The organism is Ruegeria sp. AD9 (genome assembly GCF_056542305.1).
The window spans coordinates 14203-31654 of sequence record NZ_JBQFZP010000018.1 but is presented as its reverse complement, the minus strand read 5'-3'; the positions used below and the strand labels follow the sequence as shown (position 1 = coordinate 31654).

21 protein-coding genes are annotated in these 17452 nt (G+C 58.3%); 17 read left to right on the top strand and 4 right to left on the bottom strand.

The annotated features are described in order from the left end of the window. Nucleotides 1-29: 29 nt before the first annotated feature. Complete coding sequence (gene fnrL, locus ACR0AM_RS18760; RefSeq protein ID WP_480474082.1) at nt 30-773, top strand: transcriptional regulator FnrL; 744 nt, start codon at nt 30-32, stop codon at nt 771-773. Nucleotides 774-846: 73 nt separating this feature from the next. Continuing rightward, nucleotides 847-1101 carry a GlsB/YeaQ/YmgE family stress response membrane protein gene (locus ACR0AM_RS18755; protein WP_209507747.1) on the top strand — a complete coding sequence of 85 codons (255 nt, stop codon included), beginning with the start codon at nt 847-849 and terminating at the stop codon, nt 1099-1101. A 39-nt stretch (nt 1102-1140) separates the two neighbouring features. Here ACR0AM_RS18755 and ACR0AM_RS18750 read toward each other — a convergent pair whose 3' ends face one another. Next, complete coding sequence (locus ACR0AM_RS18750) at nt 1141-1980, bottom strand: universal stress protein (protein ID WP_480495960.1); 840 nt, start codon at nt 1978-1980, stop codon at nt 1141-1143. Between the two features lie 201 nt (nt 1981-2181). Here ACR0AM_RS18750 and ccoN point away from each other — a divergent pair, with 201 nt between their 5' ends. The 4 genes from ccoN to ccoP are packed head-to-tail and all read left to right on the top strand — an operon-like array spanning nt 2182 to nt 5592. Further along, complete coding sequence (gene ccoN, locus ACR0AM_RS18745; protein WP_480623694.1) at nt 2182-3789, top strand: cytochrome-c oxidase, cbb3-type subunit I; 1608 nt, start codon at nt 2182-2184, stop codon at nt 3787-3789. A gap of 16 nt (nt 3790-3805) precedes the next feature. Continuing rightward, nucleotides 3806-4534, top strand: a complete 729-nt coding sequence (ccoO, locus tag ACR0AM_RS18740) for a cytochrome-c oxidase, cbb3-type subunit II (protein ID WP_480474079.1) — start codon at nt 3806-3808, stop codon at nt 4532-4534. 12 nt (nt 4535-4546) lie between these two features. Then, nucleotides 4547-4732 carry a cbb3-type cytochrome c oxidase subunit 3 gene (locus tag ACR0AM_RS18735; protein WP_209507756.1) on the top strand — a complete coding sequence of 62 codons (186 nt, stop codon included), beginning with the start codon at nt 4547-4549 and terminating at the stop codon, nt 4730-4732. Further along, on the top strand, nt 4729-5592 hold the full coding sequence (ccoP, locus tag ACR0AM_RS18730; RefSeq protein ID WP_480474078.1) for a cytochrome-c oxidase, cbb3-type subunit III: 864 nt from the start codon (nt 4729-4731) through the stop codon (nt 5590-5592). Before ACR0AM_RS18735 ends, ccoP begins: the two co-directional genes overlap by 4 nt. A 152-nt stretch (nt 5593-5744) precedes the next feature. Here the strand turns inward: ccoP and ACR0AM_RS18725 are convergent, their stop codons facing one another. After that, nucleotides 5745-5903 carry a hypothetical protein gene (locus tag ACR0AM_RS18725; RefSeq protein WP_480474077.1) on the bottom strand — a complete coding sequence of 53 codons (159 nt, stop codon included), beginning with the start codon at nt 5901-5903 and terminating at the stop codon, nt 5745-5747. Between the two features lie 100 nt (nt 5904-6003). Between ACR0AM_RS18725 and ACR0AM_RS18720 the strand changes: the two genes are divergently transcribed. The 7 genes from ACR0AM_RS18720 (at nt 6004) to nusG (ending at nt 12241) form a co-directional block, all read left to right on the top strand. Next, nucleotides 6004-6879: a LysR family transcriptional regulator gene (locus tag ACR0AM_RS18720; RefSeq protein WP_480623693.1), complete on the top strand. Its 876-nt coding sequence runs from the start codon at nt 6004-6006 to the stop codon at nt 6877-6879. A gap of 102 nt (nt 6880-6981) precedes the next feature. Then, on the top strand, nt 6982-8409 hold the full coding sequence (gene ccoG, locus ACR0AM_RS18715; protein WP_480520918.1) for a cytochrome c oxidase accessory protein CcoG: 1428 nt from the start codon (nt 6982-6984) through the stop codon (nt 8407-8409). Between the two features lie 2 nt (nt 8410-8411). Further along, entirely contained in the window at nt 8412-8870 is a 459-nt protein-coding gene (locus tag ACR0AM_RS18710; protein WP_480495953.1) for a FixH family protein, read from the top strand. Between the two features lie 3 nt (nt 8871-8873). Next, nucleotides 8874-11051: a heavy metal translocating P-type ATPase gene (locus tag ACR0AM_RS18705; RefSeq protein WP_480623692.1), complete on the top strand. Its 2178-nt coding sequence runs from the start codon at nt 8874-8876 to the stop codon at nt 11049-11051. Between the two features lie 5 nt (nt 11052-11056). Continuing rightward, nucleotides 11057-11215, top strand: a complete 159-nt coding sequence (ccoS, locus tag ACR0AM_RS18700) for a cbb3-type cytochrome oxidase assembly protein CcoS (protein ID WP_209507770.1) — start codon at nt 11057-11059, stop codon at nt 11213-11215. Nucleotides 11216-11314: 99 nt separating this feature from the next. Further along, complete coding sequence (secE, locus tag ACR0AM_RS18695; RefSeq protein ID WP_480474071.1) at nt 11315-11512, top strand: preprotein translocase subunit SecE; 198 nt, start codon at nt 11315-11317, stop codon at nt 11510-11512. Nucleotides 11513-11707: 195 nt separating this feature from the next. Then, nucleotides 11708-12241: a transcription termination/antitermination protein NusG gene (gene nusG, locus ACR0AM_RS18690; protein ID WP_209507773.1), complete on the top strand. Its 534-nt coding sequence runs from the start codon at nt 11708-11710 to the stop codon at nt 12239-12241. 96 nt (nt 12242-12337) lie between these two features. Here the strand turns inward: nusG and ACR0AM_RS18685 are convergent, their stop codons facing one another. Next, on the bottom strand, nt 12338-13549 hold the full coding sequence (locus ACR0AM_RS18685; protein WP_480474070.1) for a peptidoglycan-binding domain-containing protein: 1212 nt from the start codon (nt 13547-13549) through the stop codon (nt 12338-12340). 446 nt (nt 13550-13995) lie between these two features. On the opposite strand from ACR0AM_RS18685, the gene rplK reads away from it, so the two are divergent. Together rplK and rplA are read left to right on the top strand one after the other, a co-directional pair. Next, a complete protein-coding gene (gene rplK / locus ACR0AM_RS18680; RefSeq protein WP_480474069.1) occupies nt 13996-14445 on the top strand; it encodes a 50S ribosomal protein L11 in 450 nt (149 codons plus the stop codon). 1 nt (nt 14446) lies between these two features. Continuing rightward, nucleotides 14447-15145, top strand: coding sequence for a 50S ribosomal protein L1 (gene rplA, locus ACR0AM_RS18675; protein ID WP_480474068.1), 699 nt, complete (start codon nt 14447-14449; stop codon nt 15143-15145). A 57-nt stretch (nt 15146-15202) separates the two neighbouring features. Here the strand turns inward: rplA and ACR0AM_RS18670 are convergent, their stop codons facing one another. Beyond that, on the bottom strand, nt 15203-15973 hold the full coding sequence (locus tag ACR0AM_RS18670; protein ID WP_480520914.1) for a class II glutamine amidotransferase: 771 nt from the start codon (nt 15971-15973) through the stop codon (nt 15203-15205). 447 nt (nt 15974-16420) lie between these two features. Here ACR0AM_RS18670 and rplJ point away from each other — a divergent pair, with 447 nt between their 5' ends. Both rplJ and rplL read left to right on the top strand, forming a co-directional pair. After that, on the top strand, nt 16421-16939 hold the full coding sequence (gene rplJ / locus ACR0AM_RS18665; protein ID WP_209507785.1) for a 50S ribosomal protein L10: 519 nt from the start codon (nt 16421-16423) through the stop codon (nt 16937-16939). Nucleotides 16940-17018: 79 nt separating this feature from the next. Continuing rightward, a complete protein-coding gene (rplL, locus tag ACR0AM_RS18660; RefSeq protein ID WP_209507787.1) occupies nt 17019-17396 on the top strand; it encodes a 50S ribosomal protein L7/L12 in 378 nt (125 codons plus the stop codon). Nucleotides 17397-17452: the final 56 nt, after the last annotated feature.

The following is a 17452-nucleotide window of genomic DNA, read 5'->3' as shown; positions in this document are numbered from 1 at the left end:
GCTTTGACGGAGATCAAGTGGAAACGCAGATGACAATAAAAGCACAGTTCGATCATTCAAATTGCGCAGACTGCCCGATACGACATCGCGCGGTCTGCGCCCGCTGTGACGCTGACGAGCTGGAAGCGCTTGATGCCATTAAGTATTACCGCAGTTTCGAAGCGGGTCAGACCATCATCTGGTCGGGCGACCAGATGAATTTTGTCGGTTCAGTCGTCGCGGGAATCGCGTCGCTGACACAAACGATGGAAGACGGGCGCACCCAGATGGTTGGTCTTCTCTTGCCCAGCGATTTCGTCGGTCGCCCGGGGCGCGACATTGCGCCTTACGATGTGCAGGCGACAACGGATGTCGTGATGTGCTGTTTCCGCAAGAAACCATTTGAAGAGCTGATGAACGAAACGCCACACATCGCGCATCGCCTGCTACAGATGACGTTGGACGAGCTTGATGCTGCCCGTGAATGGATGCTGGTTCTGGGTCGCAAGACAGCGCGCGAAAAAATCGCCAGCCTGATATCGATCATTGCCCGCCGGGATGCGTCCATTGGTCAAAAGGGCCTGTCGGGACCGATCGTGTTCGATCTGCCCCTGACCCGAGAGGCCATGGCGGATTATCTGGGACTTACGCTTGAGACGGTCAGCCGCCAGATCTCAGCTCTGAAAAAGGACGGTTTGATCTTGCTGGAAGGCAAACGTCACGTGACCATCCCCGATCTTGGCCGGCTCATGGAAGAAGCAGGCGACGATTCCGATGGCGGGTTTCTGGTCTGACCGGTCTTTCGCTCGGCAGAACTCGCTTACCGCGACCATCCGGTCGGTTCACGAACTAACATAGGAGTGTGGCATGGGGTTCAGCAGTCTGTTGGCAATGCTGTTCATTGGCGCAATCGCCGGATGGCTGTCGGGAAAGATCATGGAGGGCCGTGGGTTCGGCCTGATCGGCAACATTATCGTCGGCATCGTCGGTGCGTTCCTATCGGGCATGATCTTTCCGGCGCTAGGATTTTCTGTTGGCGGGGGCCTGTTGTCGTCGATCCTTTTCGCAACAATTGGGGCCGTGATCCTGTTGTTCCTGATCGGCCTCATTCGTCGGGGGTGAAAAAAGCCGCCTGTCGAGGCGGCTTTTTGCTTGTTTAGGTCAGTGCGCCAGGAACACCGGAACCGAGGATTGTTCCAGCATGTTCCGGGTCGCCCCGCCCAGAATGGCTTCGCGAAAGCGGGAGTGGCCATAAGCGCCCATCACAATCATGTCCGATTCGGTATCCGTCGCGTGGCGATTAAGGATATCCGAGACGCGGGTCATGGTCTTGCTGAGCACATCGATCTCGCATTTGACACCATGACGGGCCAGCATCTGGGACAGCATCCCACCCGGGTCCGACCGGTCTGGCCCATGCTGTGGTGGGTCAATAACCACAATACGGACGATCTCGGCCCGTTTGAGGAAGGGCAGGGCCCGCCGGATGGCGCACATGGCCTCGACGCTTTCGTTCCAGGCGATCATGATGTTGCCCGGCGCTTTCAACGGCGCGCCGCTGTCGGGAACCACAAGAACAGGGCAATGTCCTTCGAACATGGCCGCTTCGATAATGGGCTCGGCCTCGGCCCCCCGACCTTCACCATACGGATGTGGCAGGATCACAAGGTCGGAAAACCGGGCCCGGTGCGCGACGTGGCGCCCGATATCGGCAATTTGTGCAACGCCGTGTTCGGCGGACCAACGCACGCCGGATTTGCCGAGATAGTCATTGGCAAAGGCCAGCAAATCCTGTGCCTCGGCATTGGCCCGGTTCAGCGTTTCCTGAACGATCAAAGCATTGGCACCCGCATAATAGTAACCTGTCTGACTGCGATCGACGCCCAGACACAGGACTTCGGCATGGGCATCCTGAGCCTCGGCCAGGGCCACAATCTGCGCCAAAGCAGCCTGTGCAGTCTGCGTTTCGGTCATGACTGTGAGAAGAGATTTGTACGCCATTTTGACCTCATGGTTCGGGCAATTGGTCTCATGTGACCTGTTAGCCCTTTTCTATTACCATGCGTGTCATAGAAAACGCTGGACTGTCTTGATACAGATCAAAGCAATGAAGGTGGCCGTGCTTCAGAACGGCAGCCAGTCAAATGGGTTTCGCGCGTCATAAGAATCAAAAGCGCGCGGGGCATGGCAAAGGGACGCAATATGTCGAATTACATCAAGCTGATCGTGCTTGGTCTGATCGCGCTGTTTGCAGCGATCGGAACCAATTATGCACGCGATTTGGCGTATCAGGTACATGCGCTGCTGGTGATGCTCATCGCCGGTGGCCTGTTCATCTGGACGCTTCGAAACACAGACGAGCCAGATATTCAGATCGACCGCTCGGGCGAATACATGGATGGCGTGATCCGCTATGGCGTGATCGCAACTGCCTTTTGGGGCGTGATCGGGTTCCTCGCCGGGACGTTTATCGCGTTTCAGCTGGCGTTTCCGGTACTGAACTTCGAATGGGCGCAGGGTTATCTGAATTTTGGTCGTCTGCGTCCGTTGCACACTTCGGCGGTCATTTTTGCATTTGGCGGTAACGCATTGATCGCAACCTCGTTCTATGTGGTTCAGCGTACCAGCGCAGCGCGGCTTTGGGGCGGCAACCTCGCGTGGTTCGTGTTCTGGGGCTACCAGCTGTTCATCGTTCTGGCCGCAACCGGCTATGTGCTGGGCGGAACGCAGTCCAAGGAATATGCCGAACCTGAATGGTATGTCGATCTGTGGCTGACCATTGTTTGGGTCGCCTATCTGGCGGTCTACCTGGGTACGATCATCAAGCGGAAAGAACCCCACATCTATGTGGCCAACTGGTTCTACCTGGCCTTTATCGTCACCGTTGCCATGCTGCATCTGGTCAACAACATGACCATCCCGGTCAGCATCTGGGGTTCGAAATCGGTCATCGTCTGGTCAGGCGTGCAGGATGCTATGATCCAGTGGTGGTATGGCCACAACGCTGTGGGCTTCTTCCTGACCGCGGGTTTCCTTGGCATGATGTACTATTTCATCCCGAAACAGGCCGAGCGTCCGGTGTTTTCGTACAAGCTGTCGATCATCCACTTCTGGGCGCTGATCTTCCTGTATATCTGGGCCGGCCCACACCATCTGCACTATACTGCGCTGCCTGACTGGGCGTCGACGCTGGGCATGGTGTTCTCGGTGATCCTGTGGATGCCGTCGTGGGGTGGTATGATCAACGGTCTGATGACCCTGTCGGGTGCCTGGGACAAGCTGCGCACCGATCCAATCATCCGCATGATGGTCATCTCGGTCGGCTTCTACGGCATGTCCACCTTTGAAGGTCCGATGATGTCGATCCGTGCTGTGAACAGCCTCAGCCACTACACCGACTGGACCATTGGTCACGTGCATTCGGGCGCGCTGGGCTGGAACGGCATGATCACCTTTGGCGCGCTGTACTTCCTGGTGCCCGTGCTTTGGAAGCGCGAGCGTCTGTACTCGCTGCAGATGGTCAGCTGGCACTTCTGGCTCGCCACGATCGGCATCGTGCTTTACGCCGCGTCGATGTGGGTCACCGGTATCATGGAAGGCCTGATGTGGCGTGAAGTGGATGCAAACGGCTTCCTGGTGAACTCGTTCGCTGACACCGTGGCCGCCAAGTTCCCGATGTATGTGGTACGTGCTCTGGGTGGCGTTCTGTTCGTCGCTGGCGCCGTGATCATGTGCTACAACCTGTGGATGACTGTGCGGAAAGCGCCGGCCAAAGAGGCCAGCCTGACCGTCGCGGTCCCTGCTGAATAGAGGGAGGGCCGGAGCAATGGCAATTCTCGACAAACATAAGATCCTCGAGACCAACGCGACCCTCCTGCTGATCTTCAGCTTTCTGGTCGTGACCATCGGTGGCCTGGTGCAGATCACCCCGCTGTTCTATCTTGAGAACACCATCGAGAAGGTGGAGGGCATGCGCCCTTACACCCCTCTCGAAATGGCAGGGCGTGAGATTTACATCCGCGAAGGCTGCTATGTCTGCCACAGCCAGATGATCCGCCCGATGCGGGACGAGGTCGAACGTTATGGCCACTACTCGCTGGCGGCTGAATCGATGTATGACCACCCGTTCCAGTGGGGATCAAAGCGTACCGGACCTGATCTGGCGCGTGTCGGTGGCCGCTATTCGGATCAGTGGCAGATGGACCACCTGCGCGACCCTCAGTCTGTGGTGCCTGAATCGGTGATGCCCAAATACGGCTTCCTCGAACATCGCAAGATCGACGGCAAGTATATCGGTGACATCATGGCGACCAATGCGGTTGTCGGCACCCCTTATACCGACGAGATGCTGGAAAACGCGGTTGCCGATTTCAGCGCGCAGGCCGACCCGGACAGTGACTACGACGGTCTGCTGGAGCGGTACGGTGACAAGGTCAACGTACGCAACTTCGATGGTCAGCCTGAACTGACCGAAGCCGACGCGCTGATCGCCTATCTGCAAATGCTGGGTACGCTGGTCGATTTCTCGACCTTTACCCCGGATGCAAGCCGTTAACAGGAGGGTGGGATGGAAGAATACACACTTCTTCGACAGTTCGCGGATAGCTGGATGCTGCTTGTGTTGTTTGCCTTCTTCGTTGGCATCGTGATCTGGGTTTTCCGCCCCGGTGCCAGCAAGGAATACAAGGACACCGCCAACATTCCCTTCCGGCATCAAGACAAACCCGCCACACCCAAGGAGGCGCGGCAATGAGCAAGACACCTGATAAACAGCCGGGCGATCCAAATACAACCGGGCACAGCTGGGACGGGATTGAGGAATTCGACAATCCCATGCCGCGCTGGTGGCTATGGACCTTCTACGCCACCATCTTCTGGGGCGTGATCTATACGATCATGTTTCCGGCCTGGCCCTTGGTCCACGGCGCGACAGCCGGTGTGCTGGGATGGTCAACCCGAGAAAACGTTCAGCAGGACATGGTTGCCTTCGAAGAGGCAAACGCGCCCTGGAACGCCAAGCTGGTGGAAACTTCGCTGGAAGACATCGCCAAGGATGCAGAGCTGCAGCAATATGCCGTGAACTCGGGAGGTGCGGTGTTCCGGACCTGGTGCGCACAATGCCATGGTTCGGGTGCGCAGGGTGCGCCGGGTTTCCCGAACCTGTTGGATGATGCCTGGCTGTGGGGCGGAACGCTGGACGATATCGTTTACACCGTCAGCTACGGTATCCGGAACGAAGAAAGCGCCGATGCGCGCTATTCCGAGATGCCGGCATTTGGCGAAATCCTCGAACATGAGGAAATCACGCAGGTGGTCCAGTACGTCATGTCGCTGAGCAATGCCCAGACCGACGATGCGGCAGCGCAGGCAGGTAAAGTTGTCTTCGAAGACAACTGTGCGGCCTGCCACGGCGAGGATGGCACAGGCGATATCTTCCAGGGTGCGCCGAACCTGACTGACGCGATCTGGCTTTACGGTGGCAGTGAAGAAATGCTGACGGAAACCGTAACTTACAGCCGCTTTGGTGTCATGCCGAACTGGGATACCCGCCTGACCGAGGCGCAGATTCGCGCCGTATCTGCCTATGTCCACCAGTTGGGCGGCGGTCAGTAAGATCTAAAGAACACCTTCGGGCGGTTCGCCGCCCGAAGGCTGGGGCACCGGCTGTTCCATCTGTTCGCGCGTTTCCTGAACAGCCGGTGCTTTTTTCCCACAATAAGGCCACTTAAACCTGTGGTCCAGATTCAGGTTTACTGTTACCTGCGTCAAAAGTTGTTCGGATCCACCTCGCGCGGGTTTTTAATCCACCAATGACCTTCCGGCAGCCAACGGCGTTTGTGGCGACCCGGTTTTGGCACATCGCGAATATGCGGCGCATTGATCCGGGTTGCGGTCATGAAAGATCTGGCAAAAACGGTCAGCATGGTTGGTCTCCTCTGCACGGGTATCTCTGCAATAAAGATTGACCTTTGAGGTGCTGAATGCGACTCAAATACCATTCCGTGGTGTAAGTCAGGATTACATATGAACTGGTTGTCGCTTCCCCCGTTGGCCGCGCTGAGGGCGTTTGCGGCATTTGCTGATAAACGCAACGTCGTCGAAGCTGGTGCTGCGCTAAACGTAAGCCATGCGGCAATTAGCCAGCAATTGCGCGTACTTGAGAAACATCTGGGTGCTGCCTTGCTGGATCGAACCGGCAAAGCCATGACCCTGACCGCCGATGGCGAACACCTGGCCCGAGCCCTGCAACTGGGGTTTGGCGCGATCGAGGCGGCAGTGGGGGATTTGGCGCGGTCTGGTCAGGATCGCCCGGTCCACGTGTCGCTGACATCTTCTTTTGCAGCCTCATGGCTGATGCCGCGCCTACCGGCCTTTCGCGAAACCCACCCCGAGGTGAACCTGATCCTTGATCCCACTGCGGAAATTGTCGAACTGCGACCGGGTGGGATCGATATTGCCATTCGGTACGGCCCCGGCGGTTGGACCGGTGTGCAATCGGAAATGCTGTTGCAGTCGCCCGTGGTCATCGTCGCCGCCCCGAAACTGCTGGGGGAAAAGACATCATGGACTCCGACCGAGCTGGCCCAGCTGCCCTGGCTTGAGGAAATCGGCACCACCGAGGCGACGACCTGGCTGGCCGAACATGGTGCCGGTCCTGAACGCGGTGCAGGCCGGACCGAGCTGCCGGGAAACCTGGTACTGGACGGTCTGCGGGCCGGGCAGGGGGTCACTGTCACGGTGCGACATTTCGTCGAGCCTGACATCAAGGCCGGTCGTATTGTCGAGCTTTATGCAGAGCCGGATACGCGCGGATACCATATTGTGACGCCAAATTCAGCACTTAGACCAGCTGTCAGAACTTTTGTGACGTGGTTGAGGCGTCAGGCACGGGAAATGTGATAAAAGGTGTCTGTACGATGCGCGTTTTGACCCATGTCAAAGTTGCTATGCACGTGATCTGGAAGAACACACACTCAGAAGAGCCAGTACCGGAGCCAGCCTGTGAGCGATTCCAACCCCACCCCCAGCCTATACGCCGCACGAGAACCGATCTTTCCAAGGCGCGTTTCTGGGCCATTTCGGAACCTGAAATGGATCATCCTTATCGTGACACTGGGCATTTACTATGTAACGCCCTGGATCAGATGGGATCGCGGCCCCAGCTTGCCGGATCAGGCCGTCCTGCTGGATTTGGCAAACCGGCGCTTCTATTTCTTCTGGATCGAAATCTGGCCGCACGAATTCTATTTCGTGGCGGGCCTGCTGATCATGGCGGGGCTGGGTCTGTTTCTATTCACATCTGCGCTGGGGCGGGTCTGGTGCGGGTATGCCTGCCCGCAAACGGTCTGGACTGACCTTTTCATTCTGGTCGAGCGCTGGATCGAAGGCGACAGAAACGCCCGATTGCGCCTGCATCGTCAGGAAAAGCTGGATTTCCGCAAGGCTCGGCTCCGGTTGACGAAATGGATGACCTGGTTCCTGATCGGCCTGGCCACCGGCGGTGCCTGGGTGTTTTATTTTGCGGATGCGCCGACGTTGCTCCGCGATCTTGTGACGGGCAACGCGCATCCCGTCGCTTACACGACGATGCTGGTTCTGACTGGCACGACCTTCTTTTTCGGCGGGTTCGCCCGCGAACAGATTTGTATCTACGCGTGTCCTTGGCCGCGCATTCAGGCCGCGATGATGGATGAAGACACGCTGGTCGTGGGATACCGCGAATGGCGTGGTGAGCCGCGCGGCAAAGGCAAGCGAACAGCTGATTCCGAGTTGGGGGATTGCATCGACTGCATGGCCTGCGTGAATGTCTGCCCTGTCGGAATCGATATCCGCGATGGTCAGCAGCTTGAATGTATCACCTGTGCCCTGTGTATCGACGCGTGTGACGACATGATGGCCAAGATCGGCAAACCGCGCGGGCTGATCGATTATATGGCGCTCAGCGACGAGCCGCGCGAACGCTCGGGACAACCGCCCAAGAATGTCTGGAAACACATCTTCCGGCCCCGTACGATCCTGTACACCTCGTTGTGGTCACTGGTGGGGGTTGCGCTGCTGTTCGCCCTGTTCATTCGCTCTGACATCGATCTGACCGTAGCACCCGTGCGCAACCCGACCTTTGTCACCCTGTCGGATGGCACCATTCGAAACACCTATGACGTCAGGCTGCGCAACAAGCACGGTGAGGACCGCCTGTTCAAATTGTCTCTGGCGGGCGATCCGTCGATGCGATTGGAAATTGAGGGAACCAAGATAGATACTGTGAATGTCACGGCGGATACGGCACAATTGACCCGTGTATATATCGTGGCATCCCGTGACAGCGGTCCGGCGGCAGCAGAAGCGACGCCAGTGCGGATCTGGGTCGAAGACCTCAGCAGCGGCGAACGTGCTTACAAAGACACCACGTTCAACGGACGGGGGAACTGATCATGGCCGAACGTAAATTCACCGGAAAGCACGCTTTGGCGGTGTTTGTCGGTGCCTTTGGCGTGATCATCGCGGTGAACCTCGTGCTGGCTTATAATGCGGTGAAGACGTTTCCGGGGCTGGAGGTCAAGAATTCCTACGTTGCCAGCCAGGAGTTCAACGATCGCCTGAAAGAGCAGCAGGCATTGGGCTGGACGGTTCGGGCAGAAACCAAAGGTGGCCTTCTGATCCTGCATATTACGGACGCGACCGGCGCGCCGGTTCAGGTCAGCGAATTGCAGGCGGTGGTTGGCCGCGCAACCCATGTGCGGGACGATTTCGCACCGGATTTCACCTTTGACGGCGCGGCCTATGCCACTCCGGCCATGCTGGGCAAGGGCAACTGGAATATCCGGCTGGTCGCGCGTGACGGCAATGGTGCCGAGTTTTCGCAGCGCGTTCCGCTGTATGTGAAAGGGTAACCGATGACGGCGCAGCTTTCATCCGGTACGGCGGCCTGCCCGGGGTGTCTGGCAGCACCAGCAGAACCCGCGCGCCCGATTCCGGAAGATGTGCAGATTGCCTTGTCCTTGCCGGGCATCCACTGCTCGGCCTGTATCACGACGGTCGAACGTGAACTGAACGCCCATCCCGGTGTCGAAGACGCGCGGGTCAACCTGACTCTGAAACGGGCGATGATCAAAGCCGCGCCGGAAACCCGAGCGGCCGATCTGATCCCGGTGCTTGAACGGGCAGGTTTCGAAGCGCACGAGCTTGACACCGGCGCTTTGTCGGCAACACAGGCGGACAAGGCGGGACGTGACCTGCTGATGCGACTGGCCGTCGCCGGGTTTGCTTCCATGAACGTGATGCTGTTGTCGGTGTCGGTCTGGTCCGGCGCAACAGACGCGACGCGCGACATGTTCCACTGGATTTCCGCTGCAATCGCGCTGCCCGCCATTGCCTTTTCGGCGCAACCGTTCTTTGCCAACGCTTGGAGCGCCCTGCGGGTGCGGCGGCTGAACATGGATGTGCCGATCACGCTGGCGATCCTGCTGGCGCTGGTCACATCCTTGTGGGAGACCGCACTGAGCGGAGAGCATGCCTATTTCGATGCCGCGCTGACCCTGACATTCTTCCTGCTGGCGGGCCGATATCTGGACTACCGCACCCGCGCCGCAGCCCGATCCGCGGCAGAAGAGCTTACCGCTCTGGAAGTGCCGCGCGCCATCCGCATCGTGGACGGGCTAGAGGCCGAAGTTGCGGTGGCCGATCTGAAGGTTGGTGATCTGATCCTTGTGCGCCCCGGTGGCCGAATGCCGGTGGACGGTCAGATTGTGTCTGGCCAATCCGAACTGGACCGTTCGCTGTTGACGGGGGAAACCCTGCCGGTGTTTGCCGAAGCCGGCCAGCTGGTCAGCGCGGGCGAGGTCAACCTGACAGGTCCACTAACCCTGCGCGCCACAGCAGTGGGTCAGGATACGTCGCTGCACCGGATGGCGGATCTGGTGGCCATCGCTGAATCGGGGCGGTCCCGCTATACCTCGCTGGCCGACAAGGCCGCCAAGCTTTATGCGCCCGGTGTCCACATCCTTTCGGCGCTCAGCTTTGTGGGGTGGTACATCTATTCGGGCGATTTGCGCACCGCTCTGAACATCGCCGCGGCGGTTCTGATCATCACCTGTCCCTGCGCCTTGGGTCTGGCTGTTCCGGCAGTGACCACCGCTGCCTCGGGCCGATTGTTCCGCAAGGGTATGCTGATCAAGCACGCAACCGCGCTCGAACGGTTGTCCGAGACCGACACCGTGGTGTTCGACAAGACGGGCACGCTGACCTCGGGTGCGCCGGAACTGGTCAATCTTGGCGATCACGCCCGCGCGCAGGTCGAGGTTGCGCTGGCCCTGACCGAGGCCTCTGCGCATCCCTTGTCCGTGTCATTGGCCAAAGCCGCGCGACAGGCCGGGATCAAGCCTGCAAATGTTCGGGACATAACCGAAGTGCCGGGATACGGCACCCAAGGGGAATACCGCGGTCAACGCGTTCGTTTGGGCCGGGCCGCATGGCTCGGCGCACAGCAGGGCGCGGAAACGTCTGCCTGGCTTGCAATTGGCGACGATGCGCCCTTGGCGTTCCGCTTCTCGGACGCGTTGCGCCCAGGCGCGGCCGAGGCGGTGGAAGCGTTGCGGGCGTCAGGCAAGCATGTGCTATTGATCTCGGGGGATTCGAAGGGCGCCGTGCAATCTTTGGCCGAGAAGCTGGGAATAACGGATTGGGTCGCCGAGGCTTTGCCGCAGGACAAGGCACAGCGCATTCAGGACCTCAGGGATCAGGGCCGCAAAGTTCTGATGGTGGGGGACGGCCTGAACGACACGGCTGCATTGGCGGCGGCACATGTGTCGATCTCTCCGGCCTCGGCGTTGGATGCGGCGCGGGTTGCCTCGGACATCGTTCTTCTGGGCAATGACCTTCTGCCCATTGCGGATGCCTGCGATACGGCCATCAAGGCCACCCGTCGCATCCGCGAGAACTTCCAGATCGCAACCGTTTACAACGTGATTGCCGTTCCGCTGGCCGTGATCGGACTGGCAACACCGCTGATCGCGGCCTTGGCGATGTCGACCTCGTCAATTACCGTATCGCTGAACGCATTGCGGCTGAGGTAACCCTGATGGAAGTGCTTGCCTATCTGATCCCGATATCCCTGTTTCTGGGGGGCGTTGGTCTGGTCGCCTTTATCTATACCGTTCGTTCCAATCAGTACGAAGACCCCGATGGCGACGCGCGCCGCATCCTGAGTGACGAGTGGGACGACAAACCCAAACCCTGACCAATCGCCCGATATGCGCAGAGTTCATCCAAGCGCCCTTGAAATTGCCGCAATGCCCGGCTATGTCCGGCCCATCCGCAAGCAGAGAGAACACGCCAAATGGCCACCACCAACCCGATCCAGTTCATTCAGCAAGTCCGTGCCGAAGTTTCCAAGGTCGTCTGGCCGACCCGGCGCGAAGTGCTGTTGACCACGGTCATGGTCTTCATCATGGCGGCGCTGACAGCTGTGTTTTTTGCTTTGGTCGATCTGGGTATCCGGGGCGGCCTTCAGCTGGTTCTGGGCGCTTTCGGCTAAGCCGGTTCAGGCGGGGGCAAATACGACTGCCCCTTGCACCTCGCGCGATGTCAGAGTAGGTGACGCATATTCGGAATGGGCGTGTGGCGATTCGGGTCACGCGCCGCTTTTTATTCCGGATGACGTGACAGGATTTAAATGACGGGTGTGTCCGCAAGATTTGATGCCCCGAAGACAAACAAGGACGACAGGTTCATGGCGAAACGGTGGTACTCGGTCAGCGTTCTTTCGAATTTCGAAAAGAAGATCGCAGAGCAGATCCGCACGTCGGTGGCTGAACAGGGCCTTGAGAACGATATCGACGAAGTTCTGGTGCCCACCGAAGAGGTGATCGAAGTGCGCCGGGGCAAGAAGGTCACCACCGAACGCCGCTTTATGCCGGGTTACGTGCTGGTGCATATGGAAATGTCGGATCAGGGCTATCATCTGATCAACTCGATCAACCGCGTCACCGGTTTTCTGGGTCCGCAGGGTCGCCCGATGCCGATGCGCGACGCCGAGGTGAACCAGATCCTCAACCGCGTTCAGGAAGGCGAAGAAGCGCCCAAGCTGATGATCACCTTCGAGATCGGCGAAAAGGTCAAGGTCAACGACGGCCCGTTCGAGGATTTCGACGGCATGGTCGAAGGCGTGGACGACGAAGCGCAAAAGCTGAAGGTTTCGGTGTCGATTTTTGGCCGCGAAACCCCGGTCGAGCTGGACTTCACGCAGGTCACCAAGCAAAGCTAAGCGTTCTGCCAGAGAAATTCGAAACGCCGCGATGTCAAAGCATCGCGGCGTTTTCAGTTTCAGCCCTACACGGGCCGATACAGTTTTCAAATGGGCTTACTGCGACTGAACCATGGCTGCGCGCAAAAGCTGCGGGCGGTCGGTCTGGGATGGCAGGAAAACCGCCTGCGACCCGGAATCCAGCGCCGAAAGGCTTGCATCATACCACTGCATCGCAAGGTCGCGGCGCGCCTGGACACCAAAGCCTTCGCGCAGGTGGTGACCGACCAGTTCTCCGTATGCGGGTTCACCCATGGCAACCAGCATCAGCGCGGAGCCAACCGCGGTATCCATGTTGTCCTGACGATATCCCATCGCAAGGCAGACCTTGCTGGTCGCGGCAAGATCAGCAGGGCTTAGACCCGAATCCAAGGCAAGCTTGCGCACCTGGGTTTCAGCCTCTGATTTCGAGTTGATAGACAGCGCGTCAACTTGCGGTGCCAGCATGTCGCCATAGGCGGCGCACTGGGCTGCGACCTGATCGGGTGTAAGGCCCTGGATGTCCTGCATCAGTTCTTCACCCTGTGCCATCGCATAGCTGCGGGCAAGGCAGAATTGCTCGCTGAGCGCAAAGTCAGGATCGGACATGTTCGACAGGGTCGTATAGCCGCCATTGGTCGACGTTTGCAGCATGACCCCGCTGCACCGATTGGCTAACGATGGGCCTCCGGTACCGCCGGAAAACAGGCTCGGCAGGCTGGCTGTCGTAGCTTCAGCGGCGCTTGTTGCGGGTTCGGCCTGTTGAGGCGTGATAACCGGGATGGCCGGGGCCTGGGTCTGAGGCGCCGCCGCCAAGGCAGAGCCGGTTTGCACCTGTTGCCGATAGGCCATCAAAAGCGGTTGACCCGAAAGCTGGGTTGCCGCCTGCCCACCGCTTGTCGCCCAGTAATAGGCCTGCATCAGAAAGTCATACTGATAGGGCTGGAAATCATAGCCATTCACAGGATAGCCCATAGACACCTGATAGCGTTCGATCGCCGACCGGGTCCCATGCCCGACCTGCCCATCGACACGCCCGGCATTATAGCCGAAATAGTTGAGCGCGGTCTGTGTCTGCGCCCCTTGCGAGGTGGACGGAATGCCCGACCGGTAGGTCTGGCTTGAAGACCGGGACTTTTTCTTTTGCTGGTCCTTGCCGATCGCGTATCCGACGACCCCGCCAACGACAGCACCGCCGATGAAGTCGCCCGCATCGGCCCTTGCGGTCTGGGGAACGGACGCCGCAAAAGACAGTGCGGCGACAAGCATAGTTAATAAACGAATAATCATGACGAACCTCCGAACAAATTTGTTTTCCCCGATTATAGCACAGCCGCAGCATGGCGCGGTTACTTATGCGGCGCAAGGAACGAAGCCACAGCAGTCTGTCGGTCGGGCGCCGGGTTCGCTCCGGTTTTTTCAAGCAAAATAAACCCTTAATATAGCGCGAAACCTCGTTTTACAGGCCGCCTGGGATTTCCTGAGTTTGACCGGAATGACCAGCAATTTCCCGCCATGGCGCGTCGACGCCGGTGTTTATCGATTTGAAACTCGATTCGGTGATCCCGAATTGAATGGCGGGCCACTTGCCAACCCCCATGATCCCCTGTAAACGCCGCCCCATCGTCTTCGGGCGAGATTCTCTCGTGGGAGGTTACCGGGATCGCGATCCCGGGCCGGACCACGCAACATAATCTGGGTGAGACGCGTTTCACCTTAGTTGAAAGGAAAACCAAATGGCCAAGAAGCTTGCTGGTACAATGAAACTGCAGGTTCCTGCAGGTCAGGCGAACCCGTCGCCGCCGGTTGGTCCGGCGCTGGGTCAGCGCGGCATCAACATCATGGAATTCTGCAAGGCGTTCAACGCCAAGACCGCAGATATGGAGCCCGGCGCGCCGTGCCCGACCGTGATCACCTACTATCAGGACAAGTCCTTCACCATGGACATCAAGACGCCGCCGGCGTCTTACTACCTGAAAAAAGCAGCTGGTCTGAAGCCGGTTGGCAAGCGGAACCGCCCTCGTGGAGCGGAAAATCCCGGTCGTGAAACGATCGCAACCGTGACCTCGAAGCAGGTTCGTGAAATCGCCGAAGCCAAAATGAAAGATCTGAACGCCAACGACATCGAAGGCGCAATGCAGATCATCCTGGGCTCGGCCCGCTCCATGGGCATCGAGGTGAAGTAAGATGGCAAAACTCGGTAAACGTACCCGCGCTGCGCGCGAAGCCGTCGCTGGCAAGGAAAACCTGTCGGTGGACGAAGCTGTTGCTCTGGTCAAAGCCAATGCAACTTCGAAATTCGACGAGACCATCGAAATCGCGATGAACCTGGGCGTTGACACCCGTCACGCAGACCAGATGGTGCGCGGCGTTGTCGGCCTGCCGAACGGCACAGGCAAAGACATGCGCGTTGCTGTGTTCGCACGTGGCGCGAAGGCTGACGAAGCGAAAGAAGCAGGCGCGGATATCGTTGGCGCAGAAGACCTGATGGAAACCATTCAGGGCGGCACCATCGAATTCGATCGTTGCATTGCAACCCCGGACATGATGCCGATCGTCGGTCGTTTGGGTAAGGTTCTGGGCCCCCGTAACCTGATGCCGAACCCCAAGGTTGGCACCGTGACCATGGATGTGAAAGCAGCCGTGGAAGCAGCCAAAGGCGGTGAAGTTCAGTTCAAGGCGGAAAAAGGCGGCGTTGTGCACGCAGGCGTTGGCAAAGCATCGTTCGATGACGCCAAGCTGGCCGAAAACATTCGCGCCTTCGTCTCGGCTGTTGCCCGGGCCAAGCCGTCGGGCGCCAAAGGCACCTACATGAAGAAAATCGCGCTGAGCTCGACCATGGGCCCCGGCGTGACCGTTGATGTGGCAGAAGCTTCGGGCGAATAAGCCTGATCTACGCTAAAGCAATGTTGCGGGCGGTCCAATCGGACCGCCCGTTTTCGATTAGCTGAACGGCAACGCGGTGTGGCTGGCAGTTTCGCCGGTCAGGGTAAAGAAACTCCGGTCTTCAATGGGCGTCCATTTTCCTGTGCCCTTGTCCAGAGGTTCGGATGCAATGACCTTGCCGCCGTGGTCCAGCCCTTCCCCGAAATACAGGGACGGGCTGCGCTGGTCGCTGGAATATCGGAACGCATACAGGCTCTGTCCATCCGAAAAGGCGACGGCCATGCGATCCGGTTGCGTCCGATGACTGTCAAGCGCATCGATCTGACGCAGAGTTGCGACAACAGCGTCCTGCGGCGCATCATCCAGCCCGTTGGCCAGCAGCAGCAGAAACAGAAGCTCTGAATCCGTCGACCCGCGCCGCGCCGCATAAAGCTCGTCCGGCAGTGAGGATTCTAGCCGTCTGCGCAAACGCCCGAACTCTCCGATCTGACCATTGTGCATGAAGGACCATTTGCCAAATGTAAAAGGGTGGCAGTTTGCGCGCGACACTTCGCCGAATGTCGACGCGCGGACATGGGCCAGAAACAGCGAGGATTTTATCATCCTGCAAAGGTCGACCAGGTTACCATCCGACCACGCGGGCAGGACATCCCTGTACAGGCCGGGACGATCCTGATCCGCGTACCAGGCCATACCGAAGCCATCGCCATTGACGGCAAGCTTTGCCTCGGCCGCATGCTGGCTTTGCTCCAGCAATGAATGCTGGGGCCGGATGACGATGTTTTCAAGCGGAATACTTGGTCCGCAATAGGCGGCAATTCTACACATTTTTTCTGCTTCGTCTTGTTTCTGAGAAAAATTGTCGGGTTATAGTCTTGAAGTTGGAACAATGTCACGAACTATTTTGCGCTCAACCCTGTAATTCGACCTAATCAATTGCTCGTCAGCGCAATGGATCTTGTTGTTTTGGTCATCCCTTGTTTCGTTTGATTTATCACAATTTACCTCTTGGAAACCCCGGCCATCTGTCCTAAGTAGACCTGCGGAATAAAGCGTGCGATTCGTCGTGCGCTTTATTTTGTTTCGTCCAAGACGGTGGGTGGTGCCATATGGCCCCTTAATTCCCTGCCTGAGACGGGTAAGACCAAAGAATTCTGAGGGTCCCACCCTCGGGCGAATTTTGGCCAATCCCGTAACAACGGACCTGAACGCCGGGGCGCAAGCCGCGGCAAATATGAGCCGGGGTGAGATCTCACCCCTAACTTGGAGAGAACTGTGGATAGAGCCCAGAAAGAGAAAGTGGTCGAGGAACTCGGCCAAATCTTCGAAAGCTCTGGCGTCGTAGTGGTTGCTCACTACGCCGGTCTGACAGTTGCCGAGATGCAGGACCTTCGCGCACGTGCCCGTGACGCGGGTGGCTCCGTGCGTGTTGCCAAGAACAGGCTCGCCAAAATCGCCCTCGAGGGTAAGCCGTGTGCAAGCATGGCCGACCTGCTGACAGGGATGACCGTTCTGACCTATTCCGAGGACCCCGTGGCAGCAGCCAAGGTGGCCGAGGACTTCGCCAAGGATAACAAGAAATTTGAAATCCTCGGCGGTGCTATGGGCGAGAACGCTCTGGACCGCAAAGGCGTTGAAGCCGTTTCGAAAATGCCGTCTCGCGAGGAGCTTATTGCTTCGATCGTGGGCTGCATTGGCGCACCTGCTTCGAACATCGCCGGCGCGATTGGCGCACCTGCAAGCAATATCGCAAGCATCCTTTCCACCATCGAAGAGAAGGCGGAAGCTGCGTAAGCGGTTGGCACTGAATGATCTGCGTAGGGTACCTACCCTGACGTTGGAACACACATTGTAAACGGAAAGAGCTGATAAAATGGCTGATCTGAAAGCACTCGCAGAAAGCATCGTGGGTCTGACCCTGCTGGAAGCACAAGAACTGAAAACCATCCTCAAAGACGAATACGGCATCGAGCCCGCAGCTGGCGGCGCCGTAATGGTCGCAGCAGCTGGTGGCGACGCCGGTGGCGCAGCTGAGGAAGAAAAAACCGAATTCGACGTCGTTCTGAAGAACGCCGGCGCTTCGAAAATCAACGTGATCAAAGAAGTTCGCGGCATCACCGGTCTGGGCCTGAAAGAAGCCAAGGAACTGGTCGAAGCTGGCGGCAAGATCAAAGAAGGCGTGTCGAAAGACGAAGCCGAAGACGTCAAAGCCAAGCTGGAAGCAGCTGGCGCCGAAGTCGAGCTGGCCTAAGCCTGGTCTCAGGCGCATCGCTGATGCGCCGAAAATTTTGGCTGGATCCGGAGAAA